Origin of the sequence: Ferranicluibacter rubi (genome assembly GCF_011603255.1) — a bacterium.
Classification (GTDB): Bacteria; Pseudomonadota; Alphaproteobacteria; order Rhizobiales; family Rhizobiaceae; genus Ferranicluibacter; species Ferranicluibacter rubi.
The window spans coordinates 184,277-209,675 of record NZ_JAANCM010000006.1 but is presented as its reverse complement, the minus strand read 5'-3'; the positions used below and the strand labels follow the sequence as shown (position 1 = coordinate 209,675).

Annotated in this window: 25 protein-coding genes; 9 read left to right on the top strand and 16 right to left on the bottom strand. The window is 62.4% G+C overall.

What is annotated here, in order from left to right; genetic code table 11:
• The first annotated feature begins 198 nt into the window (after positions 1–198).
• The 4 genes from G8E10_RS13815 to G8E10_RS13800 all read left to right on the top strand — a co-directional run bounded on the left by G8E10_RS13815 (position 199) and on the right by G8E10_RS13800 (position 4,822).
• Complete coding sequence (locus tag G8E10_RS13815) at positions 199–1,344, top strand: sn-glycerol-3-phosphate ABC transporter ATP-binding protein UgpC (protein WP_167129719.1); 1,146 nt, start codon at positions 199–201, stop codon at positions 1,342–1,344.
• Positions 1,345–1,698: 354 nt separating this feature from the next.
• Positions 1,699–2,934, top strand: coding sequence for an ABC transporter substrate-binding protein (locus G8E10_RS13810; RefSeq protein WP_167129717.1), 1,236 nt, complete (start codon positions 1,699–1,701; stop codon positions 2,932–2,934).
• Positions 2,935–3,021: 87 nt separating this feature from the next.
• Entirely contained in the window at positions 3,022–3,960 is a 939-nt protein-coding gene (locus G8E10_RS13805; protein ID WP_167129715.1) for a carbohydrate ABC transporter permease, read from the top strand.
• Between the two features lie 4 nt (positions 3,961–3,964).
• Entirely contained in the window at positions 3,965–4,822 is an 858-nt protein-coding gene (locus G8E10_RS13800) for a carbohydrate ABC transporter permease (protein WP_167129712.1), read from the top strand.
• A 75-nt stretch (positions 4,823–4,897) separates the two neighbouring features.
• Here G8E10_RS13800 and G8E10_RS13795 read toward each other — a convergent pair whose 3' ends face one another.
• The 4 genes from G8E10_RS13795 to G8E10_RS13780 form a co-directional block, all read right to left on the bottom strand.
• Entirely contained in the window at positions 4,898–5,686 is a 789-nt protein-coding gene (locus tag G8E10_RS13795) for a transporter substrate-binding domain-containing protein (RefSeq protein ID WP_167129710.1), read from the bottom strand.
• Between the two features lie 91 nt (positions 5,687–5,777).
• The gene (locus G8E10_RS13790; protein ID WP_110808154.1) at positions 5,778–6,434 is read right to left on the bottom strand and encodes an amino acid ABC transporter permease; all 657 of its coding nucleotides are present in this window, start codon (positions 6,432–6,434) and stop codon (positions 5,778–5,780) included.
• On the bottom strand, positions 6,431–7,243 hold the full coding sequence (locus G8E10_RS13785; RefSeq protein ID WP_132714351.1) for an amino acid ABC transporter ATP-binding protein: 813 nt from the start codon (positions 7,241–7,243) through the stop codon (positions 6,431–6,433). The genes G8E10_RS13790 and G8E10_RS13785 overlap by 4 nt, the downstream gene beginning before the upstream one ends.
• Positions 7,240–7,866, bottom strand: a complete 627-nt coding sequence (locus G8E10_RS13780; RefSeq protein ID WP_167129708.1) for a DUF1989 domain-containing protein — start codon at positions 7,864–7,866, stop codon at positions 7,240–7,242. Before G8E10_RS13780 ends, G8E10_RS13785 begins: the two co-directional genes overlap by 4 nt.
• Before the next feature lie 305 nt (positions 7,867–8,171).
• On the opposite strand from G8E10_RS13780, the gene G8E10_RS13775 reads away from it, so the two are divergent.
• On the top strand, positions 8,172–9,347 hold the full coding sequence (locus G8E10_RS13775) for a M24 family metallopeptidase (protein ID WP_167129706.1): 1,176 nt from the start codon (positions 8,172–8,174) through the stop codon (positions 9,345–9,347).
• Positions 9,348–9,428: 81 nt separating this feature from the next.
• Here G8E10_RS13775 and G8E10_RS13770 read toward each other — a convergent pair whose 3' ends face one another.
• The 7 genes from G8E10_RS13770 to pxpB are packed head-to-tail and all read right to left on the bottom strand — an operon-like array spanning position 9,429 to position 15,082.
• A complete protein-coding gene (locus tag G8E10_RS13770) occupies positions 9,429–9,842 on the bottom strand; it encodes a VOC family protein (RefSeq protein WP_092937463.1) in 414 nt (137 codons plus the stop codon).
• A gap of 33 nt (positions 9,843–9,875) precedes the next feature.
• Positions 9,876–11,057 carry a M24 family metallopeptidase gene (locus G8E10_RS13765; RefSeq protein WP_167129703.1) on the bottom strand — a complete coding sequence of 394 codons (1,182 nt, stop codon included), beginning with the start codon at positions 11,055–11,057 and terminating at the stop codon, positions 9,876–9,878.
• A gap of 10 nt (positions 11,058–11,067) precedes the next feature.
• On the bottom strand, positions 11,068–11,706 hold the full coding sequence (locus tag G8E10_RS13760) for a GntR family transcriptional regulator (RefSeq protein WP_167129701.1): 639 nt from the start codon (positions 11,704–11,706) through the stop codon (positions 11,068–11,070).
• Positions 11,699–12,715 carry an NAD(P)-dependent oxidoreductase gene (locus G8E10_RS13755; RefSeq protein WP_167129699.1) on the bottom strand — a complete coding sequence of 339 codons (1,017 nt, stop codon included), beginning with the start codon at positions 12,713–12,715 and terminating at the stop codon, positions 11,699–11,701. The genes G8E10_RS13760 and G8E10_RS13755 overlap by 8 nt, the downstream gene beginning before the upstream one ends.
• Positions 12,712–13,356 carry a GntR family transcriptional regulator gene (locus G8E10_RS13750; protein WP_167129697.1) on the bottom strand — a complete coding sequence of 215 codons (645 nt, stop codon included), beginning with the start codon at positions 13,354–13,356 and terminating at the stop codon, positions 12,712–12,714. The genes G8E10_RS13755 and G8E10_RS13750 overlap by 4 nt, the downstream gene beginning before the upstream one ends.
• The gene (locus tag G8E10_RS13745) at positions 13,353–14,342 is read right to left on the bottom strand and encodes a 5-oxoprolinase subunit C family protein (RefSeq protein ID WP_167129695.1); all 990 of its coding nucleotides are present in this window, start codon (positions 14,340–14,342) and stop codon (positions 13,353–13,355) included. The genes G8E10_RS13750 and G8E10_RS13745 overlap by 4 nt, the downstream gene beginning before the upstream one ends.
• A complete protein-coding gene (pxpB, locus tag G8E10_RS13740; RefSeq protein WP_281517569.1) occupies positions 14,339–15,082 on the bottom strand; it encodes a 5-oxoprolinase subunit PxpB in 744 nt (247 codons plus the stop codon). The genes G8E10_RS13745 and pxpB overlap by 4 nt, the downstream gene beginning before the upstream one ends.
• Before the next feature lie 212 nt (positions 15,083–15,294).
• Between pxpB and G8E10_RS13735 the strand changes: the two genes are divergently transcribed.
• The 3 genes from G8E10_RS13735 to G8E10_RS13725 are packed head-to-tail and all read left to right on the top strand — an operon-like array spanning position 15,295 to position 17,749.
• Positions 15,295–16,089, top strand: a complete 795-nt coding sequence (locus G8E10_RS13735; RefSeq protein ID WP_167129693.1) for a 5-oxoprolinase subunit PxpA — start codon at positions 15,295–15,297, stop codon at positions 16,087–16,089.
• The gene (locus G8E10_RS13730; RefSeq protein ID WP_167129691.1) at positions 16,086–16,940 is read left to right on the top strand and encodes a D-amino-acid transaminase; all 855 of its coding nucleotides are present in this window, start codon (positions 16,086–16,088) and stop codon (positions 16,938–16,940) included. Before G8E10_RS13735 ends, G8E10_RS13730 begins: the two co-directional genes overlap by 4 nt.
• 53 nt (positions 16,941–16,993) lie before the next feature.
• Positions 16,994–17,749: a 4'-phosphopantetheinyl transferase family protein gene (locus G8E10_RS13725; RefSeq protein ID WP_167129689.1), complete on the top strand. Its 756-nt coding sequence runs from the start codon at positions 16,994–16,996 to the stop codon at positions 17,747–17,749.
• A 23-nt stretch (positions 17,750–17,772) separates the two neighbouring features.
• Here G8E10_RS13725 and fepG read toward each other — a convergent pair whose 3' ends face one another.
• The 5 genes from fepG to G8E10_RS13700 all read right to left on the bottom strand — a co-directional run bounded on the left by fepG (position 17,773) and on the right by G8E10_RS13700 (position 22,998).
• Positions 17,773–18,801 carry an iron-enterobactin ABC transporter permease gene (gene fepG, locus G8E10_RS13720; RefSeq protein WP_167129687.1) on the bottom strand — a complete coding sequence of 343 codons (1,029 nt, stop codon included), beginning with the start codon at positions 18,799–18,801 and terminating at the stop codon, positions 17,773–17,775.
• Positions 18,802–18,806: 5 nt separating this feature from the next.
• Positions 18,807–19,817, bottom strand: a complete 1,011-nt coding sequence (locus G8E10_RS13715; RefSeq protein ID WP_167129685.1) for an iron chelate uptake ABC transporter family permease subunit — start codon at positions 19,815–19,817, stop codon at positions 18,807–18,809.
• Complete coding sequence (entS, locus tag G8E10_RS13710; protein ID WP_167129683.1) at positions 19,814–21,094, bottom strand: enterobactin transporter EntS; 1,281 nt, start codon at positions 21,092–21,094, stop codon at positions 19,814–19,816. Before entS ends, G8E10_RS13715 begins: the two co-directional genes overlap by 4 nt.
• Positions 21,095–21,147: 53 nt before the next feature.
• A complete protein-coding gene (gene fepB, locus G8E10_RS13705; RefSeq protein ID WP_281517568.1) occupies positions 21,148–22,053 on the bottom strand; it encodes a Fe2+-enterobactin ABC transporter substrate-binding protein in 906 nt (301 codons plus the stop codon).
• 84 nt (positions 22,054–22,137) lie between these two features.
• Positions 22,138–22,998 carry a helix-turn-helix transcriptional regulator gene (locus G8E10_RS13700; RefSeq protein WP_245508117.1) on the bottom strand — a complete coding sequence of 287 codons (861 nt, stop codon included), beginning with the start codon at positions 22,996–22,998 and terminating at the stop codon, positions 22,138–22,140.
• A 412-nt stretch (positions 22,999–23,410) separates the two neighbouring features.
• Here G8E10_RS13700 and G8E10_RS13695 point away from each other — a divergent pair, with 412 nt between their 5' ends.
• Positions 23,411–25,393: a TonB-dependent siderophore receptor gene (locus tag G8E10_RS13695; RefSeq protein WP_281517567.1), complete on the top strand. Its 1,983-nt coding sequence runs from the start codon at positions 23,411–23,413 to the stop codon at positions 25,391–25,393.
• Positions 25,394–25,399: the final 6 nt, after the last annotated feature.

Here is a 25,399-nt window from a genome sequence, read left to right as displayed (position 1 = left end):
AAATGCTTAGGATATGCTGAGAAAAATGTTTCTTCTCAACAGCCTGGGATACTGACATCACGAGCGTCCGACAATCTTGGAGGCTCCTGGCGGCGACAGGCCGTTGACGAACGGGATGCGGACAGGCCTTCTATCGGCGCTGTCGCACAAGGGCCATCGCAAGGTTCCGATGGCTGAGGAAACAGGGAGGAAAACACCGTGGCCGATGTGGTGCTGGACAAAATCTGCAAGACCTTTGGAACGGAATTCCATGCGATCAAGGATCTCAGCCTGACGATCCGCGACGGCGAGTTTCTGATCCTCGTCGGACCTTCGGGCTGCGGCAAATCGACGGCTCTTCGCATGATCGCGGGGCTGGAGGAGATCAGCAGCGGCACGCTGAGCATCGGCGGCGAGAACGTCGTCGATCTCTCGCCCAAGGACCGCAACATCGCCATGGTGTTCCAGTCTTACGCGCTCTACCCGCACATGACCGTGTTCGACAACATCGCCTTCTCGATGAAGCTTGCGGGCAAAAGTAAGGATGAACGAACAAAACGCGTCAACGAGATCGCAAAGACCTTGCAATTGACCAAGGTGCTCGGCAGCAAGCCGGCCGAGCTCTCCGGCGGGCAGCGCCAGCGTGTGGCGATGGGGCGGGCCATGGTGCGGGAGCCGGCGGCCTTCCTCATGGACGAGCCGCTCTCCAACCTCGACGCCAAGCTGCGCGTGCAGATGCGCGCCGAAATCGTCAGCCTGCAACGCCAGCTAGCCGTGACCACGATCTACGTGACCCACGACCAGACCGAGGCGCTGACGATGGGCGACCGCGTCGCCGTGCTCAAAGGCGGCGTGCTGCAGCAGGTGGATACGCCGAAGATCCTCTACAGCAAGCCGGTCAACGCCTTCGTCGCCGGCTTCATCGGCTCGCCGTCGATGAACCTCTTCCAGGGCCGCCTCGAAAAGGGCTGCGTCGTCCTGCCGACCTTCTCTCTGCCGCTGTCGGCGGAAGCCTTCGCACGATCCCCCGGCTTGACGGCGTTCGAGGGGCGGACGGTCCTGTTCGGTATTCGGCCAGAAGATCTGCACGACAGCAAGCTCGCGTCCGGTGCGATGCATCCGACGATCCCGGCAACGGTCAAATCCATCGAAGAACTTGGATCGGAGTGGATCGTCCATCTCAACATCGATGCCGTCCGCGTCGATTCCGGCGACCCCGATGCCGTCGAGGAACTGAGCAGTGCTGCGAACGCCGTCGCCAAGTTCGAAGCCACGAGCCACGCCCGTGCCGGCGAGCGGATCGACGTGGCGATCGATGTCGCCAAGCTGCATTTCTTCGACCCGGAGAGCCATCTGGCGCTCTGAGCCGGGGGCGCTGGCTGGGTGCCGTGGATGCGGGAAAAGCCGCCGACCTGAATGCTGACAACCGCGGTACAGGGATGCGCGATCAAGACGATAAAGCTCCCGGCAAGGCCCGCTTTCATTTCTTTACGAACGTAAAAAGAAAACAATCCTCAAGTCATTTCTACCAAATAAAATGCTCCGTGAGAGACACTCTATAAACCCATAGATATCAGATATTTGACTAGCATCTCGAAGACCCCGGAACGCGAAATGCGTTTCATGCCGAAAATGGACGTTGACAGGTGTCGGCGTTCGGGACCCTACTGCCATATCGATCTGGGAGGATCGAACAAACCGTATTCCTGGGAGGGGATCATGAAAGCTACGAAGCTTCTTGCCACCGCAGCACTCTGGGCATTGTGCTCGACCGCTGCGTTCGCCGATACCACCATCGAGTTCATCCAGTGGTGGGAGCCGGAGATGCCTGCGGGCGCACTCCGCGGTATCATGGACGATTTCGAGAAGGCCAATCCGGGCATCAAGGTCACGCTGGTCAGCGGCCCCTATGCCACCACCCGCGACCAGATCGTCGTCGGCGCGGCGTCCGGCACGCTCAGCGATGTCGTCGGTCTTGATGGCGCCTGGGTCAACGGCCTTGCCAAGCAGGGTGCCATCGCGTCTATGGACCCGCTGATGGCCAATGCGAAATATGATGCCGGCCAGATCGCTGACATCGTCAAGGTCGACGGCAACAGCGTCATGTTCCCGCTCGCCTCGTTTGTCTATCCGGTGTTCGTCAACCTAGACCTCGCCAAGGCTGCCGGCGTCGACAAGATCCCGGGCACGCGCACGGAATTTGCCGATGCGGCGGCGAAGATGACGGATGCGGCCAAGAACCAGTATGGTTGGGTGCTGCCGCTGTCGCTGCAGAACCCCGGCGGCATCCAGAACGACGTGATGTCCTGGACCTGGGCGTCCGGCGGATCGATGCTGAAGGACGGCAAGCCGGATCTCGAAAACGAATCCGTCGTCGGCACGCTCGAATACATCAAGTCCCTGCACGACGCGGGCGTCATCTCGCCCGGCATCTTCGCCAAGAAGGAGCAGGACAAGGTCGAGGAGTTCGTCAACGGCCGCGTCGGCATGATGGTCGACTCGCTGGCCCACATCAACCTCATCCGCGAACGCAACCCGAAGCTCAATTTCGGCATCTCGGCCCTGCCCGCCGTCGATGGCTATACCGGCAAGCGCGGACTGCCCTATGCCTCCTGGGGCATCGGCATCAGCGAAGGCAGCAAGCATAAGGAAGAGGCCTGGAAGCTCGTCGAATACCTGATGAGCCCCGACGTCAACGGCCGCCTCGTCTCCATCGCCAATGCGTTTCCGGGCAATGTAAACGCAAAGCCCGACTTCTCGAAGTCCGACCCGCTGTTCGAAGAGGCCTTCGCGATCTTCCAGAGCGGCCATCTCGCCAACGAGTTCGTCGGCCTTCCCGTGGCCGAGGAGCTGATGCGTCAGATGGGTATCGAGGTGCAGAAGATGTTCGACGGTTCGGAAACGGCAAAGGAAGCCGCGGCCAACGCGCAGAAGCAGTGGCTGACCAAGTTCTAGTCGAGCAGGATTTCCAGCCCCGGCAGGCGATCAACCGCTTGCCGGGGCACTTCATCCGCCCTTGAGGAAACCGGGAAAGCAATCGTCATGAGCAGTGTGATGCAAGGTCTGGCCGTCCAACCGGCGAAAAAGCGCAGCAGCGGCCTTCTGACCTATCGGACGCGCAAACGGCTGGTCCCCTATCTCTACATCGCGCCGGCGACCCTGCTCTTCTCGGTGCTCATGCTGTTTCCCATGAGCATGGTCTTCCGCTATTCGCTGATGGACGGAGCGATCATGAAGAAGGATGCGGCCTTCGTCGGCTTTCAGAATTACCTGACGATCTTCCGGGATGCGATCTTCTGGCAGGCCTTCGGACAAACGCTCTATTTCACGGTCATGAGCGTGGTCTTCCACTTCCTCATCGGCCTCGCCTTTGCGCTGCTCCTCAATACCCAGCGCATCGATCCCGCGGTTCGCAGCCTGTTGCGCGTGCTCTACATCCTGCCGTGGCTGTTCACCGCCGTCATCATCGCCATCATCTGGCGGTTGCTGCTCGACCCGAACGGCGTCGTGAACAGCGTGCTCATGGCGCTCCACATCGTGGATTTTAAAGTCGAATGGTTCTCATCCACCGCGACTGCCCTTCATGCCCTGACATTCGCGAACATCTGGGCCGGCTATCCGCTCTACATGGTCAGCCTGCTGGCCGGTCTGCAGGGCATCTCCAAGGAACTCTATGAGGCGGCCGGTATCGACGGCGCGAACGAACTGCAGAAATTCTGGTACATCACCATCCCGCAACTGATGCCGATCATCATCTCGATCGCGCTTCTCGATTTCATCTGGACGATGCAGGTCTTCCCACTGGTCTGGATGACGACCGGCGGCGGGCCGATCTATTCGACCGAGGTGCTGAGCACCTACACATACAAGCTCGCCTTCTCGCAATACGAGTTCTCGCTGGCCTCGGCGAGCGCGATCATCATCCTCGTCATCTCCATGAGCGTGACGTATTTCTACATCAAGCATCAGAAGGGCAGGTAATCCCATGGCCCCACGTTCATCGAAGCGCTCCTCAAGCCGCTCCATCCTTCCGACCGTTCTCACCTATATCGGCCTGGCGATCGGCCTCGTCTTTGCGGGTTTCCCCATTCTCTGGATGTTCTTCAGCTCGCTGAAATCCAACACGGAAATCTTCGCCCTACCCCCGAAACTGCTGCCGGACGTCTATACGCTCGTCGCCTATGCCTCGATCTTCGACGACCCGGTGAAGATCCGCTTCTTCATCAACAGCTACATCGTCGCCGGCGTCGTCACCCTGCTGACACTGCTCGTGGCGATCATCACCGCCTATGGCTTCAGCCGCTATGCGTTTCGATTCAAGAACACGCTGAACATCTTCATCATCAGCACGCAGACCGTGCCGCCGATCACGTTGCTCATTCCCTATTTCGGCATGGTGGTCGCCTTCGGCATTTTCGATACCTATTTCGCGCTGATCCTCACCTACCTCGTCTTCACGCTGCCCTATGCCATCCTGCTGATGACCGGCTATCTCAACACGCTGCCGAAGGAGTTGGACGAAGCGGTGCTGGTCGATGGCGGCACCAGCTGGACGGCCCTCTGGCGCGTCATCGTTCCGGTCTCGGTGCCCGGCATCGTGGCCACCGCGGTCTACACGTTTCTTCTGTCCTGGAACGAGTTCCTCTTTGCGCTGACGCTGACGAAATCCATGGACCTGCGCACCGTCCCGATCGGCATCCAGCTTCTCATGGGGCAACACGCCTTCGAGTGGAACGAGATGATGGCCATGAGCGTCCTCGGCTCGCTGCCGCTCCTCCTCCTCTACCTCTTCGCCCAACGATATTTCCTCGCCGGCATGACGTCGGGGTCGGTCAAGAGCTGACGACCCGCTACACAGGTGAAGAGAAGCCTGCATGATGATGTGGCGGACGTCGTTGGACGGTCCGCCACACACGTTTTACTTGATCGTCTTGATCGGATCCTTCGGGGTCGGATCGAAGCCGACGAGGTCGGTCGTCAGTTTGGCGTAGGTGCCATCGGACACCATGTCAGCGAGCGCCTTGTTCACGGCCTCGACGAGGTGCGGCTTGCCCATCTTGAACGCGAAGCCCTTCTGGACGTGACTGACATAATCGTCGGTCATTTTCAGCGGCATCTTTGCCGTCTTGATGGCATAGGCAGCCGCGATCGCGTCCGTAATGACCGCATCGACATTGCCATTGACGAGATCCTGCATCGCGTCCGACTCCGCCTTGTAACCCTTGACGGTGGCGCCCTTCTCTTCCGCGATCTTCGTCCAGCTGGAGGCGACGAGCGCGCCGACGGTCTTGCCCTCGAGGTCGGCGGCGGTCTTCAGCTCGGACTGTTCGGCGACCACGACACGCCCGCCGGACTCCAGCCATCCATTGGAGAACGTCACCTGCTTCTGGCGAGCTTCGGTGATGTCCATCGCGGCACTGATGACGTCGTACTGGTCGGCCTGGAGGCCGACGAGCAGCGAGTCCCACTTGATGAGGACCGGCGTGTATTCGAGGTTCAGGCGCTTGGCGACCTCCGACATGACCCGGATTTCCAGACCATCGAGCGTGCCGTCGGGTGCCCGCATGCTGAAGGGCGCATAGGTGCCTTCCGTGGCGACCATCAGCTTGCCGGGTTCCAGCAGTTCGAGGTCGGCGGCGTGGGCAAGCGAGCCCACAGCGAGGCTTGCGACGGTTGCAGTGACGGCGAAAAGCGTTTTGAAAAGCATGTCGAGTTCCCTGTTTTCTTTGATGTATTCGGTCTGCACTGCGACGGCGCGGCGAATGTGCCTTGCCGGAAAAACGCCTGTTACCGGGCCCTCAGCTCAGCCGGGCATAGTGGCGCTCCAGCCACGATGCGAGGAGCGTCAGGACCGTCGTCAGGACGAGATAGATGACCGCGACCGCGATGTAGAATTCGAAGGGGCGGAAGGTCGCGGCGATAAGGGTCTGGGCGTAGAGCGTCAGTTCGACGACGGTGATGGTCGACAGGAGCGACGTGTTCTTCAACGTCGAGATCGCTTCGTTGGTCACGGCCGGAAGGATGATGCGGAAGACCTGCGGCAGGATGATCGTGCGCATCGTCTCGGCCCGGCTGAAGCCGAGCGCAAGCGCCGACTCGCTCTGGCCCGACGGGATCGCCGTCAGGCCGCCGCGAACGATTTCGGCGATATAGGCGCCGCTGTTGATCCCAAGGGCGAGCACGCCGGCCGTGAACGGCGACAGCCGGATGCCGAACTGCGGCAGGCCGAAATAGATGATGAAGATCTGGATAAGCGTCGGCGTGCCGCGGATGAACCAGATGTAAAAGCCGGCGACAGCCCGCACAGATCTAAACCGCGACCGTTGCGCAAGAGCGGCCAGAAGCCCGCAGGCCCAGCTGACGACGATCGTCAGGATCGTCAGGGCGAACACCGTCCAGGCGGCCTTCAGAAAGCCGGGGCCATAGAGCTGCAATTCTTCGAGAATGAACGTCATGACGACTGTCCTTCCTGCGCGTTCAAGGCGGAATACCCATGGCCGACGTCGTCATGGAGGATGCGGTGCAGGAACTGCTTCAGGCGGTCGCTCTCGGGGTGCCGGAGAATATCGGGTGTGCCCGCTTCGGCGATGACGCCCTGGTCGAAAAACAGCACGCGGGACGAGACGTCGCGGGCAAATGCGATTTCGTGGGTGACCAACAGCATCGTCATTCCCTCCGAGGCGAGGGAGGCCATGAGCACGAGGACTTCGTGGACGAGCTCCGGGTCGAGCGCCGACGTGACCTCGTCGAACAGCATCAGCTTCGGCTTCATGGCAAGCGCCCGCGCGATCGCGACGCGCTGTTGCTGTCCGCCCGACAGCCGCGACGGGTAGCTGCCGCGTTTCTCATAAAGGCCGATGCGGGACAGAAGCGCATCCGCTTCCTCGATCGCCTGCTTGCGCGGCATCTTGAGGAGGCGGATGGGTGCGTGGGTGACATTCTCCAGCACGGTCATGTGCGGCCAGAGGTGATAGCTCTGGAACACCATGCCCACCCGGGTCCGCAGCGATTGCAGCTGGGCGGCAGTCGGGAAGAAGCGTGACTCGGTGCGGAAGTCGAAGGACTGGTCCTCGAAATCCATGAAGCCGGATTGCGGCACCTCCAGCGCGTTGATCGACCGCAGGAAGGTGCTCTTTCCCGAGCCGCTCGCCCCGATGATGGAGACCACCTCCCCCGCCTGCACCGTCAGGGAAACGCCCTTGAGAACCTCGTTCTCTCCGAAGCTCTTGCGGATCTCGCGCAGCGACAGCAATGGCGGTGTCATGCTGTCACCTCGGCGGGGTTCGTGTCGTGAAGGCTAACCCCGATGTCCCGCGGGGTGCGGGAAGCGCCGTTGATCGGCGTGACATCCTGCGGGCATGCGGAGAGGACAAGCACCAGATCCATCTCGGCCCGCAGCACGACGGTATCGCCGGCAACGGTTGTCGGCGGAAGGCGATCGACCGTGCCATCCGGGGCAACGGGGACGTTCATGAACAGGTTGAGCGAGGCCGGCGTAAAGGGCAGGGCAAGATCGAGCGCCGACAGAGCCTCGTGGAAATTGTCGCTGCAATTGCGGTGGCCGTCTGCGCAGCCGAGTTGCCGGTAGAGCTCGCGGCTACAGGGACACAGAAGCGTGTCGTGGCGCACGTCACCGCTGTCGGCCACCATCGTCAGCATCGGGCGACGGCGTGAACTCATGAGCGTCATGCCGGTGGCAAAGAAGATATTGCTGTTCACCGAGCGTGTTTGGTCGAGCGACGACGTCTCGAACGCATCGTCCGCTGCGAGCGCCCAGAGATCCGCGACCTGATTGCCGTAGACATTCTCGATGAGAACGTGCTGTCCCGCCTTCACACGGAAGGCCTCGCCATGGCTGGCCGGCACGATCATCTGTTCTTGGCTCATGGATATCGCTGCTTTCGATTTTTTCGCCACAGGAGGTGGGGCGGAAGGAGGCTCGCCGCTTGCAGCATCCTGTCACCATCAGCCTATTCCAGTATACCACTGGAGTTCAAGATGGAAAATCAACTATTTAGTGGGAGGTAAATGTGCAAATTGATGAAAGACAAAGCAGTGCGTGAACAAAAAATGCGCAAGCACTGCTCATTCGAACCATTTCCTCCGTCTGTCCGTATCTGAGTCAACGGCAGAATTGACGAACGGATACAGCCGGTGTACCGAAATTACGCAGCGTGCATGAGGATGACTGGATGAACCGCTATTTCCCACTCGACGAGTATCGCACGCGCTGGGACCGTCTCTTGGTCGAGATGAAGTGTCGGGGCTTTGACACCGCCGTCGTGTTTGGCCGGGGTGGCGGAACGACCGACAATTGCGGCGACGTGCTTTATCTCTCCAACCAGTACTCGATCAGCGGCGGCATGGACTCGCTGATCTGGACGGCCCGTTCCTTCACTGGCGTCATCCTGCAGGCGGGCCGCGACCCGCAGCTGCATATCGACGAACCGGAGGTCCGGCGCGATCTCGTCGCCATCGAGGACGTGCGCTCCAGCAATCACCCTTTCGAAAGCGTGGCGCGCGCTTTGGTCGAGCGCGGCGTCTCCGGCCGGGTGGCGCTGGTCGGCACCAACCTCATCCCCATGAAATACTACAGGCAGCTGGAAGTCACCGCGCCCAATATCGAGTGGGTTCCTGTCGATGACCTCGTCCGCTCGGTCCGCCGGATCAAGAGCGGACGCGAACTCGATGCCTACCGCACGGCCGGGGAGACGGCGACGGCGGGCATGACGATCCTGATGGAAAGCCTTGTCAGCGGCATGTCGGAGCGGGAAGCCGCCGGCGAATGCGCGCGCGAGGTCGTGCGCCGCGGCGGACGCGTGCAGATGATCGGCACCAATCACGGCGACACGCTCGGCTTCGACCAGCGATTTCCGCTGACCGGGTATAGCGACGACGTGCCCGATATTGGCGACGTCGTAACGGGCACGCTGCACGGCCCGTTGTTTCAGGGCTATTACCTCGACCCCGGTCGCACCGCCGTGCGTGGTCGCGCAAATGCCGACCAGCGCCGCCTGATCGAGGCGGCCGGCGATCTCGTCCACCGGCTGACCGATATGCTGAGGCCGGGCGCAAGGATGCTCGATATCGCTGCAGAAGGCGATCGGCTCACCGCAGCCTTCGGCGGGTCGATCTCGCCGATCATGAAGAATTTCCCCTTCTATGGCCACGGCATCGGCCTCGGCTTCGAACTGCCGCGTATTTCGACCAGCATGTCGCTGCCGGAGGATATCGTCGAGCAAGACATGGTCTTCGGCATCGAGGCCTTCCTGTCGCTCGACGGCGTGGGCGCCGCCTTCTACGAGGACATCGTCATCGTCGGACAAGACGGCAACGAGGTGCTGACGAAGTCTCCAAGTCTGTTCTGACGGCAACACCGGATCGCAGCGGATGCCGGGGAGGTCACCTTCCCCGGCATCGCTTTGGCACAAGCAGCGATCGCTTGAGCGTCAGTGCGCGAAAACGCTGTCGAAGTCCTTGAAGCCCTTGACCTCGATCGGGTTGCCGCTCGGATCGAAGAAGAACATCGTGCGCTGCTCGCCGGGCTCGCCTTCAAAGCGGATGACGGGGGGAATATCGAAGGCGATTCCGGCCTTCTCCAGCCGGTCGGCCAGTGCCAGCCAGGCATCGAGCGGCAGGACGACGCCCAGATGCGGCATCATGACCATGTGGTTGCCCACCTTGCCGGTCCGCGTGACCTCGAACGGCTTGCCGAGGTGGAGCGAGATCTGGTGGCCGAAGAAGTCGAAATCGACCCAGGTGTCTGTGGATCGGCCTTCGGCACATCCAAGGACATCACCGTAGAAGCGACGAGCCTCATCGAGGTCCGTAATGTGGTAGGCGAGATGGAAGAGTGAACGCACGGGTAAGTCTCCTTTATGCAGGGCTAACGGGGGTCAGCGACAGGTGAGTGTTCGGGGTAGGGTCGAGAGCGGCTCCGCGCCGGTGTCCGTCACGATGACGGTTTCCGATGCTCCGACGGTCCAGTGGCCGAAGCTGCGCAGCGTCGCCGGGATGTGGAAGACCATGCCGGGCTCGATAACGCGCGATACGCCGGAAAACAGGCTGAGAATGCCGCCCTCGCCCCAGTCGGGAGCAAAGGCGATCCCCATGGAATAGCCGATGCGCTTCCTGAAGGCGGCGGTGAAGCCGGCAGCGTCGATGATCCTCTGCGCAGTGTCATGCGGCGCAGCGCACGGGTTACCCGGCCGGATCTGCGTGATCGCCGCGTCCAACGCGAAGAGCGCGCAGTCCATCATCCGCTGCGCCTCGGCCGGCGGTTTGCCGAGCCAGACCGTGCGCATCAGAGCCGCGTGATAGCGGGCATGGCTTCCGGCAAGCTCCAGGAAGACGGGATCGCCGTCGCTCAAGGGACGACGACGCCATGTCATGTGCGGCAGTCCGCTACGCTGGCCCGACGAGACGAGCGGTTCCATGGCCATGGCCTCCGACCCTGCGCGCGTCGCGGCGCCGAGCATGGCGGCGGCGACCGCATTCTCATCGGCCCCGAGGGTGCAGGCCTCGATGGCGGCAACCATCCCGGCGTCCGCATAACGTGCGGCAGCGCGGATCGCATCGCGTTCGGCCTGGCTCTTGATCATGCGCAGCGGCGGCAGGATGTCGGAACCGTCCGGCAGGTCCGCGACGCCAAGACGCCGGGCGATCTCGCTGACGAGCCGCGGCGGCAGGAACCAGCCGGACAGCTCGATCGCGGGCACGCCCATGCCGCGCTCGCGCAGCAGGGAGACCAGCGCGCCGGCCGGGTCGTCGCCGTCCTGGTAGGTGACGATATCGCTCAACCACGTATTGGCGACAGCGCCGAAGAACTCCAACTGCCGCACGAGCAGCGTCAGCGGCCCGGATGCCGGGAGAAGCAGCGCCTGAAAGGCGAAATAGCCGGCTGTCTGTCGGCCCGTCAGCCAGTAGATCGTTTCCGGACCGGTCACGACCAGTGCCGCCTGCCCGCTCGCCCGGAGTGCTGCCTGCGCGCGGGCCTGCCGGTCGGAATATTCTTCCCTCGGGAAGGCCGCCTCGCTGCCGCGCATGGCGGGATCGTTCAGAAATGCTGCGTTGTCCATCAACCCCGCCTCACGTCCGAGACAGCCAGGCGAGAAACCGCGCCCGAACGCTGTCGAAATGGCGCTCCATAGCCGCCCGCGCCGCCGCCTCGTCGTTCGTCGCGATGGCCTCGATGACGTCGAGATGCTCGCGGGCCTGCTGGTCGAAGCGATCGTGCGTGCGGGTGATCGTGCAGCGGCGTGCGATGCCGCGCATCTCGGTCAGCATCGTCGCCAGCAGCGGCAGGCCTGCAGCGTGGGCGACCGCATCGTGAAAGGCATCGTCATCCAGCCAGAACCGGTCGAACGCGATATCGCCGCCTTCGGCATAGGCGCGCATCGCATCGCGCGAAGCGAGAAGCGCCGGTGTGATCGCGCGCGTGGCGGCCTTCGCGGCCGCGGCCCCTTCGAGCAGACGGCGGATCTGGACAATCTCCAGCAGTTGCTCGACCGTGACCTCGCGGACCATCAGGGCGCCGTTCGGCAGCCGGGAGATCACGTCTTCCTTCTCGAGCCGCGAGATGGCGGCGCGCAGCGGCGTGCGGGAAATACCCGATTCCAGCGCCAGCGTGCGCTCCGTCAGCATATCCTCGGACGAGAACCGTCCTTCGAGAATGCGCTGCTTCAGATCGCGATAGATCTGCTGCGTCAGTGTTTCCTTGTCAGCCATGCCGGGCACCGCCTTCCATGATTGCCACCTTCACGGTCTCCACCGCCGCTGCGCGATCGGCGGGATCGATGGCGTCCTGCGGAGGATGGATCGTCGTTGCCGGCCTCTGCCCGGAAAGGGCTGTCAGCACATGGCCAGCGGCACCGGTCGCCACACGCTGCAAGGCCTCCGGCGTCGTGCCGCCGAGGTGCGGTGTGAAGATGACCCGCTGCGATGCGGAAAGCGGCCCCTGCGGGGCCTGCGGCGTGTAGACGTCGAGACCGGCAGCGGCGATCCTGCCCTGCAGAAGCGCTTCGGCAAGCGCTGCTTCGTCGATCAGCCCGGCACGCGCCGTGTTGATCAGGATTGCACCGGGTTTCGTCAGGGCAAGAGCGGCCGTGCCGATCAGCCCGCGCGTTTCCTCCCGCAGAGGGGTATGAAGCGAAATCAGGTCTGCCCGGCCCAGGCCGTCCGCAAGTGTCGCCACACGCTCGAAAGGCCCGGTATCGGCGCTTCTGGGAGAATGAACCAGAACCTCCATGCCGAGTGCCGCGTGCAGCATCCGCCCGAGGCCTGCCCCCGTTGCCCCCCATCCGACGATCAGCGCGGTCTTCCCCGCGAGTTCGTGAAACATGCCCGCTTCCCGAAAGCCGGACGCGCCATCGCGAACCGCGCGATCCGCAGCCGGGATCAGGCGTGCGGCTGCAAGGGCAAGGCCAAGGGCAAGCTCGGAGACGGACTGCGCATTGGCGCCCGGCGTGTTGCAGACGAGGATGGATTTCGCCGCGGCCTGCGCCTTGTCCACGCCATCATGGCCCGCCCCGTGAACGACGATGACCTTCAGCACGTCGCTGGCAAGAATCGCGCGTGCCGAAAGACCCGCATCCCGCGTGATCACGGCATGGCAACCCTTGATCCGGCTCGCCACCGTTTCCATGTCGGCATCCGGGCAAAGTTCGACGTCGATGCCCGCGTCCCGGAGTATGGCGATGCCGTCCGCATGAATGGGCTGAACGAGAAGGCATTTCATCGCGGCAATCCCCCGCTGGAGGCGTCGAGTTTTTCAAGAATGGCGTCCCGTGCATTCAGCACGTGGCGGCTCATCAGGCTTCCCGCCGCATCGGCATCGCCTGCCCGCAGAGCATCCAGAATCTCGAGGTGCTCCCGGCATCCTTTCAGGAAGCGTTCGGGAACGAGACTGTGGTCGAACATGCAGGTGCGCCGCCGCAGATCGCCGATCGTGCGCATCATCGTCCGGTTTCCCGAAACATTGGCCAGCCAGAAGTGGAAATCGTCGTCGACCTCGAGCGCTTCTCCGTTCTCGCCCGGACCCGTCGCGATCAAGACCCTGATGCGGCGTTCGAGATCGTCGAAGACATAGGCCGGGGCCGCGATCGCGATGCGCGCGCAATAGCCCTCGATCACGCTACGCAGATAGAAGATCTCCTCGACCTCCTCCGCCGCCAGCCGGCGGACCTTGAGAAACCGCCCCTCCTGAACCGCCAGTCCTTCGGCTTCGATGCGTTTGATCGCCTCGCGAACCGGGGTTCGGGACATGGAGAATTCTTCGCCGAGCTTGGCTTCCTGCAGCACATCTCCCGGCATCAGGGCGCCGGAAAGGATCATGTCGATGATCGTGCCATAGGCCTTCTTCGCAAGGGGCTGGCTCATGTGTTCGACCTCCCGGATGTCGTCGGTGTCTCTTTTATCTCTGTCGTCTCGCCCTTTTCCTCAAGACCGGAAAGGGCTGCGGCCAGCACACGCGACTGGTCGAGCAGCAGATCTTCGGCCTCGTCCCGTGTGATGGCTCGGAAGCGGACCAAGCTTCCCGTCATCGCCTGCGCCAGACGCGGCAGATCGACGGAGGCGACCGTGGCGATCTTCGGGTAGCCGCCCGTGGTCTGCCGCTCGGCCATCAGCACGATCGGCCGGCCGGAGGACGGCACCTGAATGGAGCCGGCGACCGTTCCATCGGAGATGATGTCATGTCCGGCAAAGGCCGAAATCACAGGCCCGTCCAGCATCTGCGCCATCCGATCGCGGTGCGTCGCGATACGAAACGGTTCTTCGAGAAAGATCTTCCAGGCCGAGGCATCGAAATGATCGGCCTGCGGTCCCGGCACGATGCGAAACGGGCCGCGCGGCCGGGACAGGGGCTGGCGCAGCGCAAGGAGCGGCGCGTGTCCCGAAGCGCCGAGCGGCAAGTGGTCGCCGGCCGCAAGCCGCCGTCCATCGAGACCGCCGAGGCCCGTGCGCAGGTGTGTCGTCCGCGCGCCGAGGACAAGTGGCGTATCGATGCCGCCGGATATCGCAAGGTAGCCCCAGACGGCGTTGACGACCGCGCCGATGCGAAGCGTCTGTCCGGGCAGCAAATGGTGGCTTTCCCAGGCGTGGACCGGTTTACCGTCGACCGTCATGCCGACGGCCGCACCCGTGACGGCGAAGCGCACGGGCGCATCGACGACGAACGTTCCCCCAACCTGCGCGAATTCGAGCCCGGCATCGCTCTCGGCATTTCCGACGAGGCGGTTGGCCATCCGCAGGGACGGCGGGTCCATGGGCCCTGCCCCGGAAACACCGAAACGCGAGAGCCCGGCACGGCCGAGATCCTGCACCGTCATCATGGGGCCTGCGTCCTTGATGTTGAGAACGCTCATGTCGCCGCCCACTCTTCGACAGGCTCACCTCTGGCGACGGCCGCATCGAGATGCGCGGCCTCGGTCTCCTCGATCGCGCGGAACCGAACGCGATCGCCGGCACGGAGCAGAAACGGCTCCTTGCGCGAAGGGTCGAACAGTTTCAGCGGCGTCCGGGCGATGAACCGCCAGCCGCTCGGCCCGGGAACCGAGTTGATGCTTGCCTGCTGCCCGCCGATGCCGATCGCGCCGGCCTCGATCCTCTGGCGGGGAACCGCAAGCCGGGGCGTGTGCAGGCGCTCGGGCAATCCGCCGAGATAGGCGAAACCGGGCGCAAAGCCGATCATGTAGACACGATAATGGGCGGAGGCATGCAGCGCGATCAGGTCGCTGCGGGTCATCTCCTTCAGTTCGGCCAGCGCATCGAGATCCGCGCCGGTCTCCCCGCCATAGAGCACGGGCACGATGATATGGCGTACGGTGCTTTCCGTCTCCGCCTGGCACTCCAGCATGTCCATGAGCTGCACGGTCAGGTCGCGGCCCCGAACGAGAGCCGGATCGTAGTGAACGAGAAGCGACCTATAGGTCGGCACGACCTCTCTTATGCCCGCGACCGCGCCTGCCGCCAAACGGTCGGCCATCGCAACGACGCGGGCGCTGGTCGCCTCGTCTATCCGGTCGGAGAACTCCACGGCCAAGGCGCTGTCTCCACAGGCGGCGATGCGGGGGAAATGCGCCGGGGCATTTGTCATCACAGCCATGGCCTTCCCTCATTCGATCGTGCCGTGCCGGCCTTCGCAGAGTGGACCCGTCCTTCGCAGGACGGATGGGCGAAACGGGTCGTTGCCGGCTTGCTATTCCTCTGTCGGCATAGTGCGGCAAGGTCTTGTCATTTCAGTACACCATCTGTATGTCAAGCCCCACGGCGCTCGTGCACGCCTCGTTTTGCCGACCTATCCAGCGGGGATTTTCCGTGGCAACCATCGACCTGAACTGCGACATGGGCGAAAGCTTCGGCGCCTACACGATCGGCGACGATCGCGCCTTGATGGACATCGTGACGACGGCCAACATCGCATGCGGCTTCCATGCCGGCGATCCCTCCGTCATGCGCGATACGATCCTTCTGGCCAAGGCGCGCGGTGTCGCTGTCGGCGCGCACCCGTCCTTCATGGATCTCTACGGCTTCGGCCGGAGACGCATTTCAGGGGAGCGACCGGAGGATATCGAAGCGCAACTGATCTACCAGATATCCGCCATACAGGGCATGGCATCCGCGCTCGGCTGGCCGGTCACGCATGTCAAGACGCATGGCTCTCTCGGCAACATGGCAGCCGAGGACGCTGCGCTTGCGAAGGTCTGCGTCGATGCCATCCGGGCCGTCGATTCCCGTCTTGTCTTCATCACCCTGCCCTTTTCCGAGACGATGAAAGCGGCGGAGGCGGCCGGGCTGCAGGTCGCCTGCGAGGTCTATGCCGACCGCCGCTACACGGACAACGGCATGCTAGCCCCGCGCCAGATGGAGGGCGCCGTCATTCACGATCCCCGAGAGAGCGTCGATCAGGTTCTGTCGATGCTCTGCGACAAGACGATGCCGACGATCGGTGGCAAGCGCCTCCCCGTCGATCCAGCAACCGTCTGCATCCACGGCGATACGCCCGGTGCCGCAACGACCGCGCGCGCCCTTCGCACACAATTGACGAATGCGGGTATCGCGATCGCCCCCTTTCACACACCCGAGCGCCTTCACGAGGAGAAGTCCCTTTGAACCGTACCGTCTATCTCAACGGCGCCTGGCTTGCCGAAGCCGACGCACACGTCTCCATTTTCGATCGCGGCTTCCTCTTTGCGGACGCCATCTACGAAGTGACCGGCGTCGTGAACGGCAAGCTGCTGGAATATGAAGGCCATTCGGCCCGGCTGCAGCGGTCGATGGGCGAACTCGGGCTGGTCTGCCCACTTTCGCCCGAGGAACTGCTCGGCGTTCACCGCGAAATCGTGCAGCGCAACGCACTGAGCGAGGGCCTGATCTATCTCCAGATCAGCCGCGGCCCGGCCGATCGCGATTTTGCTTTCCCGGCAAACCCCGTGCCGACACTCGTGCTGTTTACCCAGGCCAAAGCCGTGCTCGACAACCCCAAGGCACGGACCGGCATTTCGGTCGCACTGCTTCCCGATCTGCGGTGGGCGCGCTGCGACATCAAGACGGTGCAGCTGCTTTACCCCTCGATGGCCAAGATGGAGGCGGCGCGACAGGGCGCCGACGACGCGTGGCTGGTCGAGGAGGGTTTCGTGACCGAAGCCAGTTCGGCGAGCGCGCATATCATCACAAGCGATGGCGTCCTCGTCACCCGTCCTCTGTCTCAGGCGATCCTTCACGGGATCACGCGCCACAGCGTTCTCGATCTTGCAACAACCATTGGCGTTGCCGTCGAGGAGCGTCCCTTCAGCGTCGAAGAGGCAAAGACTGCTGCAGAGGCCTTCATTACGTCCGCGACGAATTTCGTACTCCCGGTGACACAGATCGATGGTCAGCTTATCGGTGACGGACAGCCGGGGCCGCTGACGTTGAGACTTCGCGAGCTGTATATCGAGAGAAAGATTGCATCGGCGATCTGATGACGGGCATGGCTTAACCGAACGATCGCACGCTGTGTGCGGGGAGACCCGGGTTGGACGATTCGACATGGCCATGGGCCGGCATTGCACGGCTGGTGCTTCACTCTGACAACGGTGAGGCCTCCGGTTCGTCCATCGACGTCAGCACGTTGCCGACGGATGCGCTGTCCGTCGAGCAGATGGAGCTGTTCCGGTCGTGGCTGAGCGATCACGAGACGGTTCGGGCGGAACGCTTCCTGCATGCCGAAGACCGCCGCGATTTTGTAGCGGCCCATGCCCTGCTGCGCTTGCAGCTACGCCATCATTTTTCAGAATTGCCGTTTCCGGCACGCATCGGGGCCGATGGGCAAGGCGGCAAGCCCCGTCTTCTTGCCGGCCACGACAGCGACGGCGCCGCAGTCGATTTCAATATCAGCCACACCCGAGGGATGGTGGCCTGCGTGACCGCAGGAGACCATGACGTCGGCATCGATTGCGAGCCTCTCGCCCGCACAGTTGACGCGGGTCTCGCAGAGGTCTGTTTTTCCGAGCTGGAGTGCCGCTGGCTGAAGACACAAAGCTCCCTAACGCCCTCCAGCGCGTTTCTCCATCTCTGGACATTGAAGGAAGCGGTGACCAAAGCGCTCGGCACGGGATTGGCGATCGATCTGAAGACGTTTTCCGTCCTGCCCTTTCCGCCCCGGATCATGGAACCCTCGCCGGAGATCGGAGCGCATCGCCGCTGGTCCTTCCGGCAATGGGTGTCAAACGACGGGTTCATCGTGGCCATGGCGGCGCGGAGCAGGAACGGACAACCCGAGCATCTCTGAACCAAGCGCCGGCATGGCGTTTCCTATAGGTCCCGCATCAGCAACCAAAGCATATACAGCCCGCCCACACTGACCGTCACGATACCGACGGGAATGCTGAGCGGGCTGAAAAGGTGCTGTGCGATCGCATCTGCGGCGAGCAGGAGAAGCGCGCCCGTCGCGCTCGACGCAGCCAGGGTCATCGAACGGGTCCGGCACAGGCGCTGCGCAATCTGCGGTGCGGCAAGAGCGATGAAGACCACGGGACCGATCGATGCCGTTGCGGCGGCAACGAGCATAACGGCCACCACCATCAGCCATAACCGTGCCCTCGTGACGGCAAGACCGAGCGCCCCTGCCATGTCATCGCCCATCTCCAGGATGCGGGCGCGCCGGGCGAGACCGAAACACAGGACCATACCGGCGACGCACGCCACCGTTGACGGGACGGCCCGTGACCATGTCATGCCGTTGAGCGATCCTGCGCCCCACAAGGCTGCGCTCATGACGGTTTCCAGGCCGCCCGTCACCACCAGCCAGGTATTGAAAGCCGTCAGCATGGCGCTGACGGCAATGCCGATCACGATCAGCCGGAAGCCCTGTATGCCCTCCTTCCAGGCGAGAAGATAAACCACGATCGCGGTCGCCAGACCGCCGCCAAGGGCACCCAGTGTGATGGCGATCTGATCGCCCCGCAGGACGATGATCGTCACGAGAACGCCCGTATAGGCGCCGGTATTGAACCCGATGACGTCGGGGCTGCCAAGCGGATTGCGAATGAGGGACTGGAAGACGGCACCGCTCGTGCCAAGCGCGGCTCCGACGACGAGCGCCATCGTGATGCGTGGCAGCCTCCAGTCGACAACGATCATGGTGATGCGGGGTGCGGCCCGCCCGGTCAGAGCCGACACGATATCGTCAAGGGTGAGCGGCAGGGTGCCGAGCTGCAATGCGAAAACCGCAAGGAAGAGCGCCGAGACCATCAAGAGGCTGGAAACGATCACATGCCTCAGCTGCACGCGCGCATTGAAGCGTCCGTCCAGACTGCCGAGGAGAAGCGTTCGACGGTGCAAGAGCGTCACCGGAGAGCTGCCCGGCCGGCCATGCGTCCCCGCGCCAGCAGGATGAGGACCGGCGCGCCAAGAAAGGCCGTGACGATGGAAACGCGCAATTCTCCCACCGCGATCAGACGCCCGGCAATATCGGAACACAAGAGCAGTATGGCAGCATAGAGAAAGGAAAACGGCAGCATCCAGCGCAGGTCCGGCCCTACGGCCCAGCGCGCAATATAGGGGATCATCAAGCCGACAAACCCGATGGGGCCCGTCACGGCCGTGACGGTCCCGGACAAGAGAGCCACCGTCAGAAGCGTTGCCGCCTGCGTCTTCACCGGCGTGGTTCCCAGAAGCGCTGCGGTATCCACCCCCATTTCCAACGCATTGACCGAGCGGGCCAGCGCCAAAGCAAGGATGCATCCGACGCAAATCAGGGGGATGGCTGCAAGGACGAGCGTGAGGTCGCCGACATCCAGGGAGCCGGCCATCCAGAAGCGCATACGGTCGAACACGTGCGGCTGCAGCAGGGCGATTGCCGACGATATGCCGCTCATCATCGCGCCGACCGTCAAACCCGCAAGGACGAAGCGCAAGGGATCTGGCCGTGCTGCGCCCTTGACACTGATCAGATGCACGAGCAGCGCGGTGAGCAAGGCTCCGGCGAAACTATACGCAAACAGGCTGTAGGGTTGGGTGATGCCGGCGAAGGCAAAACCCAAGGTCACCGCAAGACCGGCTCCGGCATTCACGCCGATGATACCGGGATCGGCAAGCGGATTGCGCGTCAATGTCTGCATCAGCGCACCGGATAGGCCGAGCGCCGCGCCGCCGAAAATGCCGATCAAGGCGCGCGGCAGGCGCGACTGCAGGACAATGGTTGCTTCCGGTCCCCTCAACGTGCCGAATAGGCTCTCGATCACCACATCCATCGGCAAGGGCTTGGCGCCGATGCCGAGACTGGCCATGAATGCCACCAGCAGAACAACGAGACCGAGACCGAGCCAGAGAAGCCGGCTCCCGCGCGACGCATTCACTGGACGACGCGGTCTGTCGCAAGGATATCGCCAACGGGCTCCTCATCCGCGGCCGTGACGCTTTTCGACAGGTTTCGCAGGTTGCGGAAACCGACGCTCATGGCGATGCCGATGAGGAAGACTCCGCTGCCGAACCAGAAGACCGATACCATGGGCGCAAGCACGCGCGAAAGGCTGCCCATCGCGATCGAACCGCCGGGATCGCCGACGACATCTTGTGCGGCCCAGAGGCTGTTGACGCGGCCAAGCATCTGGTCCGGGGTATGCGTCTGCACCAGGGTAAACTGCATCAGCGAGGCGATGGAGCCGAGATAGCCGAACACCACGAGGATGCACACTGCGGGGACGAGGTGGCCGACCAGACCGATCGACGCCAACAGCGCGGATGCGCCGCAAACGCAGCCGAGCAGCAATTGGCCAGGCAGTGGGAAGCGGCCGACCCAGCCACTGGTGAAGGCTCCGATCATGGCGCCGAGCGGCACTGCCGAATACATCAGGCCGATACCCATCGATCCCGCACTGAAATTTTCGGCGATCGAGGGAAACATCACGCGGATGGCGCTCAAGGCCGATTGAAGCGTGCCGACGGCGATAACGGCGCCGACGATCCTGTTCTGGCCGAGGAAGGCAAACCCATCGATCATGGCCCGCAGCGGGTGCTCGTCGCCGCGCTCTCCCGGCAGCAGGGTCGGCAGCCGGAACAGCGGGATCAGGGTTCCCAGTGTTCCGAGACCGGCGATGAGGTAATTCCAGCTGACATCGGCGGACGCTATGATCAGGCCACCGATCAGCGGTGCGAGGATGGCGCCGAACCGGACCGTCAGCATCGACAATGCACCCGCGGCCGGCAGATTTTCGCGTCCGACAAGCGTCGGGATAGCGGCCATCAGCGCGGTCATTCCGATCGCGCCGAAGAAACCGTCCCAGAGAGAAACAAGATAAAGCGCTGCGAGCGACGGTTCGCTCAGAAAGCCATTGAGAGCAAGCAGCAGAAAACCGACACCGCACAGGCCGCGCGCCAGAAGGATCAGGCGCCGCCTGTCATGAAGATCTGCCAGGACACCACCGGCCAGCAATCCGACGAACATGCCGATGCCGTCGAGAGCGATGACGATGCCGACCTGCAAGGCCGATCCCGTCAACTGATGGATCTGAACCGGCACCGCCACGGTGAGAATACCGAGAGCGATCACCGACATCATCCGCGCTGCGAAAACGGCGCGGAAATTCGCATTGTGTTTCAGCAGGCTGAAATCGACGAAGATAGAAGAGGCCATGGACGGTATCGCACCTTATGCGGCGGTTTGAGAAGGGATCCGACGATCGTGCGTCAGCCGAAAAGCCGCGTCAGCCGATCCAGCATGTGAGACGCGCTGTAGTAGTCGAGGCGGAACGTATCGGTTCCCACGGCATAGACGCGCTTGCCGGAAACCGATCGGATATGCTGGAGGAATTTATTGGCACTGAGTTGATCGACGACACGGTCGTCGGCTGCAAACAGAAGCAGCGTTTCACCATTCAGGCCATCGGCGAACTGTTCGCCCGAAAGCTGGATGATGTCGCTGCGAACACCCATGGTCGTCATGGTGTGCAAATCGGGCGGGATGGCCGCCAGCTCGAAACCGAGAGACATAAGAAGCTTCCCCTGAGCGGAGGCTGCCGTCCAGACATTGGCGCCGGAATCGTCTTCGTAGTAGACCGCTGCGGTGGTCGGCTGGGGCGGAAGGCGAAGGCTCTTGGCTGTCGCGACGACGCGCCTGTCGAACGCGTCGATGACGGCGGCGGCTTGCGCCTCGCGGTCCGTTGCGTTGGCGAGAAGCAGCGCTACCTCCTGCCAGCTCTTGTCATCGTAGTTGACGACGAGCGTCGGTGCGATCTGGCTGATCTGGTCGTAGAGGCGCCGCGCACTGTCGCCCCCCGTGGCCGACATGACGATCAGATCCGGTGCCGCCGCCATGATGGCTTCTACATCGGGTTCGGCGCGATAGAGCGGCAAAATGCCTCTCTCGTGGGCGACATCGGCCCATTGGGTGAAAAAGCCGGCGCTGTCGGCAACCGTCGCCATGTTGTTGGTGGCAGAGCTGGCGATCAACGGTGCGTCGATGGCAAGCAAGGTCCCGGTCAGGGTGACGCTCGTCGAGACGATCCGCTGCGGTTTGGCGTCGAGCGTGATCTCACCCCTCGGGGTGTGGATGGTGCGCGACCACGGACCATCGGACGCGCCAGCTGCTCCCATATCGCACGCCGCAAGCATTCCACTTCCAGCCGCCAGCAGGAATGAGCGACGTTTCCACAGCGATGAAAAGACGGGCATCCCGGATTACCTGCGCTTGTATTTCGGCAAGATGCCGTAGGTTTTCTTGAAGGCCGTCGTGAAGTTGGACGGCGTGTTGTAGCCGGCCAGATAGGCAGCCTGGCCAATGGTCGCCCCCTCGCGCTCCAGCGCTTCGTAGGCCCGTTCAAGCCGGCTCCGGCGGATGAATTCGAAGACGGTCAGACCGAAATGCTCTTTGAAATGGCGTTGAACGGACGAGACGCTGCCCCCGCTCTCCCGGGCAATCGTCTCGATGGTCAGGTCCTCGCCCAGATTGGCCAGAATGTAGTTGTAGACCCGCTCGCTCTGACGCGCGCTCGACAGCTGCGGGCCCTGGCGCTCCGCCTTGCGGGCTGCAAGCTCCGCGCATGTCAGAGACATGAGCTCGAAAGCGCGCGAACTGCGGAACAGCGTGCGCATTTCGCCCTGCATGGCTGTTGGCGGGCTCATCAGCTGTTCCGCCAGCGTCAGGATGTGACGGCTGGCGTCGATGCGGAAATTGGCCAGATGCGCCGACAGGAAACTCTGGAGTGCCGGCACGCCGTCCGTCTGTGCGCTGATCAGCCAGTTCATCCACGACAAGGGTGCCGATATCATGATCTTGCGCAGAGGGACCTTGCTGGCATCGATGAATTTCAGCTTGGAAGCACGGGCCACATTCAGCACGAACACGAACGGCGCGCAGGCTTCGCCGTAGCCCGCATCGATCCGAAACGACACATCGTCGACGATGAAATGCTGGGCGCCCTGCAGCAAGATCATGACGATGAATTTCGGCAGGATGTCCTGCGTTTCGGTATCGGACGTGCATGCGGTCGCACCCTCGATCGTGCCGACGAACAGAGGCTGCGGGATATTCAGATTCATCGAGACGTGCTGCATTCCTCAGGCCTTACCAGAAAACTTCACTTGCAAATGACCCGCGCTTTCGCACTGCCGTTTGAACAATGTTTTTTGCCGTTTGCCCAAAACCTGCTCGGTCGACAGCCTCTGTAGCATCGGATACATGACAAGAATAGTCAAGTTTATCGGGGCGATGTGAACCCCGACGGTGATGGGGACCTTGTCGATGCTGCACCTTTTTAAACGTCGTTATTTTTCCAGTTCGGCTGTGCTGCTCGTAATGGCTGGGAGTGCCTTGGGCAGTGCCGCCTCTGCGCAGGACAGTGAGCCTGCGACCGTTCTTGAGCAAATCACGGTCCGAGGCGAAAAAGGCGACGGTCCGGTCGATGGGTATGCCGCCAAGCAAAGCAAGGCGGGAACCAAGACCGATACGCCCTTGATCAAGACCCCGCAGTCGGTCGCGGTGGTCTCCAAGCAGCAGATGCAAGACATGGATGTGCAGTCCGTCGCGGAATCGCTGCGCTATACGCCGGGGGTGATCACCGAATATCGCGGCGCATCCAACCTCAACGATGAAATGTTCGTACGCGGTTTCTACTACGTTCCCCGTTATCTCGACGGCCTGTTCTTCGGCTCCGGGCTTTCCTATTCGAAGCTCAATCCCGATCTTCTGGAACGCGTCGAGCTGCTGTCCGGTCCGTCGTCGGTCCTCTACGGGCAGGCAAATCCCGGCGGCCTGGTCAACATGGTCAGCAAAAAGCCGACCGACACGCCGCTGCATGAGGTGGAACTGACCGCTGGCAGCAGAGACCATGTCGGGGCTTCCTTCGATGTCAGCGACAAGGTTCCGGCCTCGGACTCCCTATCCTACCGCCTTGTCGGAACGGGTCTCACGACGCAGCTGCAGGAGGATTTTACCAAACAGAGAGCCTTTGCGATCGCGCCTTCCGTCACCTGGGCGCCGAGCGATCAGACGACATTGACGATCCTCGGCGGCTATCAGAACGAGCCCCACGCCGGCTTCCGCAACTTCCTCGATGCCGCCGGTACGGTTACCCCCATCGCGGGCTACGGCTACGTGCCGCGCGACTTCTTCGTCTCCGATCCTGATTACGAGCGCTTCACGCGAGAGCAGGCATGGATCGGCTATGAATTCGAACACGAGATCAACGACACCTTTACGGTTCGCCAGAATGCGCGATACCAGTCGACGCAGTATGAGCAGAATACGCTCGTATGGGGTTATACCAGTCCCGATCCCGTCACCGGTTTCAATACGATCGTCAACCGCGTCGCCAGCGGCGGTACCGACAAGGTCGATCAGTTCGTGATCGACAACCAGCTGCAGGCCGATTTCGATACGGGCGCTGCGCAGCATACCCTGCTTGCCGGTCTTGATTATCGCGATGTTAGCCGGGAATATCGCTGGGGGCGCAACTGGGCCGTGCCGACGATCGATCTGACCAATCCTCGATATGGTGGTATCGACTATGACGCGCTGGTCCTGAACCCGTCGTCGCGCGAGGACACGAAGGCAAAGCAGGCGGGCCTTTACCTTCAGGATCAGATCGAGATCGGCAATTTCAATCTGTCGGCTGGCGGACGTTACGACTGGGCCAAAACGGATATCGATGACCTGCTGGGAAGCAACGACCAGACTTACACCGATAACGCCTTCACATGGCGCGCCGGCACCATCTACACTTTCGACAATGGCATCGCGCCCTACGTCAGCTATTCCACGTCTTTCGAGCCTTCCTTGACGGCTCCAGGTGTGGGGCAGGATGCCTTCAAACCGACGACCGCCGAGCAGGTCGAGGTTGGCGTGAAGTACGCGCCGGAAAACAGGAACATCGTCCTGACGGCCGCCTATTACGATCTGACGCAAAACGACGTCGTCTTGGGCAAGTGGGACAGCAGCCTTGGCCAAAGCGTCTACTCGCAGATCGGCAAAATTCACAATCGCGGTCTGGAACTGTCAGCCCGTGGCGAGGTGAATGAAAATCTCTCCCTGATCGCGAGCTACGCTTACCTCGACTCTGAGATCGTCGACTCCGTCGAAACGGACACGCTTGGCAAGATGCCGGCCCGTGTTCCCAGACACCAGGCAGCACTTTGGGCAACGCACGCCTTTGCAAGCGGCCCTCTGAACGGTTTCACCGCCGGTGCTGGCGTACGCTACATCGGAAAGAGCTGGGGCGACGACCAGAACCGCTTCTCCGTGGATGCGACAGCCCTCGTGGATGCCTCTCTGAGCTATGATTTTGCGGCAGTCAATCCTGACTGGAATGGGACGTCGCTCAAGATCAACGTGAAGAATCTGGCGAACAAGACCTTCGTGGCATCCTGCGCCAATTCGACCGCCTGCTTCTATGGCGAAGGCCGGACCGTGACCGCCACGCTCAAGCGCACATGGTAGCCGAAC

What these genes read in the sequence shown, in the direction of transcription:
- G8E10_RS13810 (WP_167129717.1), top strand. Translation starts at nt 1,699, where the DNA reads ATGAAAGCTACGAAGCTTCTTGCCACCGCAGCACTCTGGGCATTGTGC.
- G8E10_RS13805 (WP_167129715.1), top strand. Translation starts at nt 3,022, where the DNA reads ATGAGCAGTGTGATGCAAGGTCTGGCCGTCCAACCGGCGAAAAAGCGC.
- G8E10_RS13800 (WP_167129712.1), top strand. Translation starts at nt 3,965, where the DNA reads ATGGCCCCACGTTCATCGAAGCGCTCCTCAAGCCGCTCCATCCTTCCG.
- G8E10_RS13795 (WP_167129710.1), bottom strand. Translation starts at nt 5,686, where the DNA reads ATGCTTTTCAAAACGCTTTTCGCCGTCACTGCAACCGTCGCAAGCCTC.
- G8E10_RS13790 (WP_110808154.1), bottom strand. Translation starts at nt 6,434, where the DNA reads ATGACGTTCATTCTCGAAGAATTGCAGCTCTATGGCCCCGGCTTTCTG.
- G8E10_RS13785 (WP_132714351.1), bottom strand. Translation starts at nt 7,243, where the DNA reads ATGACACCGCCATTGCTGTCGCTGCGCGAGATCCGCAAGAGCTTCGGA.
- G8E10_RS13780 (WP_167129708.1), bottom strand. Translation starts at nt 7,866, where the DNA reads ATGAGCCAAGAACAGATGATCGTGCCGGCCAGCCATGGCGAGGCCTTC.
- G8E10_RS13775 (WP_167129706.1), top strand. Translation starts at nt 8,172, where the DNA reads ATGAACCGCTATTTCCCACTCGACGAGTATCGCACGCGCTGGGACCGT.
- G8E10_RS13765 (WP_167129703.1), bottom strand. Translation starts at nt 11,057, where the DNA reads ATGGACAACGCAGCATTTCTGAACGATCCCGCCATGCGCGGCAGCGAG.
- G8E10_RS13760 (WP_167129701.1), bottom strand. Translation starts at nt 11,706, where the DNA reads ATGGCTGACAAGGAAACACTGACGCAGCAGATCTATCGCGATCTGAAG.
- G8E10_RS13755 (WP_167129699.1), bottom strand. Translation starts at nt 12,715, where the DNA reads ATGAAATGCCTTCTCGTTCAGCCCATTCATGCGGACGGCATCGCCATA.
- G8E10_RS13750 (WP_167129697.1), bottom strand. Translation starts at nt 13,356, where the DNA reads ATGAGCCAGCCCCTTGCGAAGAAGGCCTATGGCACGATCATCGACATG.
- G8E10_RS13745 (WP_167129695.1), bottom strand. Translation starts at nt 14,342, where the DNA reads ATGAGCGTTCTCAACATCAAGGACGCAGGCCCCATGATGACGGTGCAG.
- pxpB (WP_281517569.1), bottom strand. Translation starts at nt 15,082, where the DNA reads ATGGCTGTGATGACAAATGCCCCGGCGCATTTCCCCCGCATCGCCGCC.
- entS (WP_167129683.1), bottom strand. Translation starts at nt 21,094, where the DNA reads ATGGCCTCTTCTATCTTCGTCGATTTCAGCCTGCTGAAACACAATGCG.
- fepB (WP_281517568.1), bottom strand. Translation starts at nt 22,053, where the DNA reads ATGGGAGCAGCTGGCGCGTCCGATGGTCCGTGGTCGCGCACCATCCAC.
- G8E10_RS13700 (WP_245508117.1), bottom strand. Translation starts at nt 22,998, where the DNA reads ATGAATCTGAATATCCCGCAGCCTCTGTTCGTCGGCACGATCGAGGGT.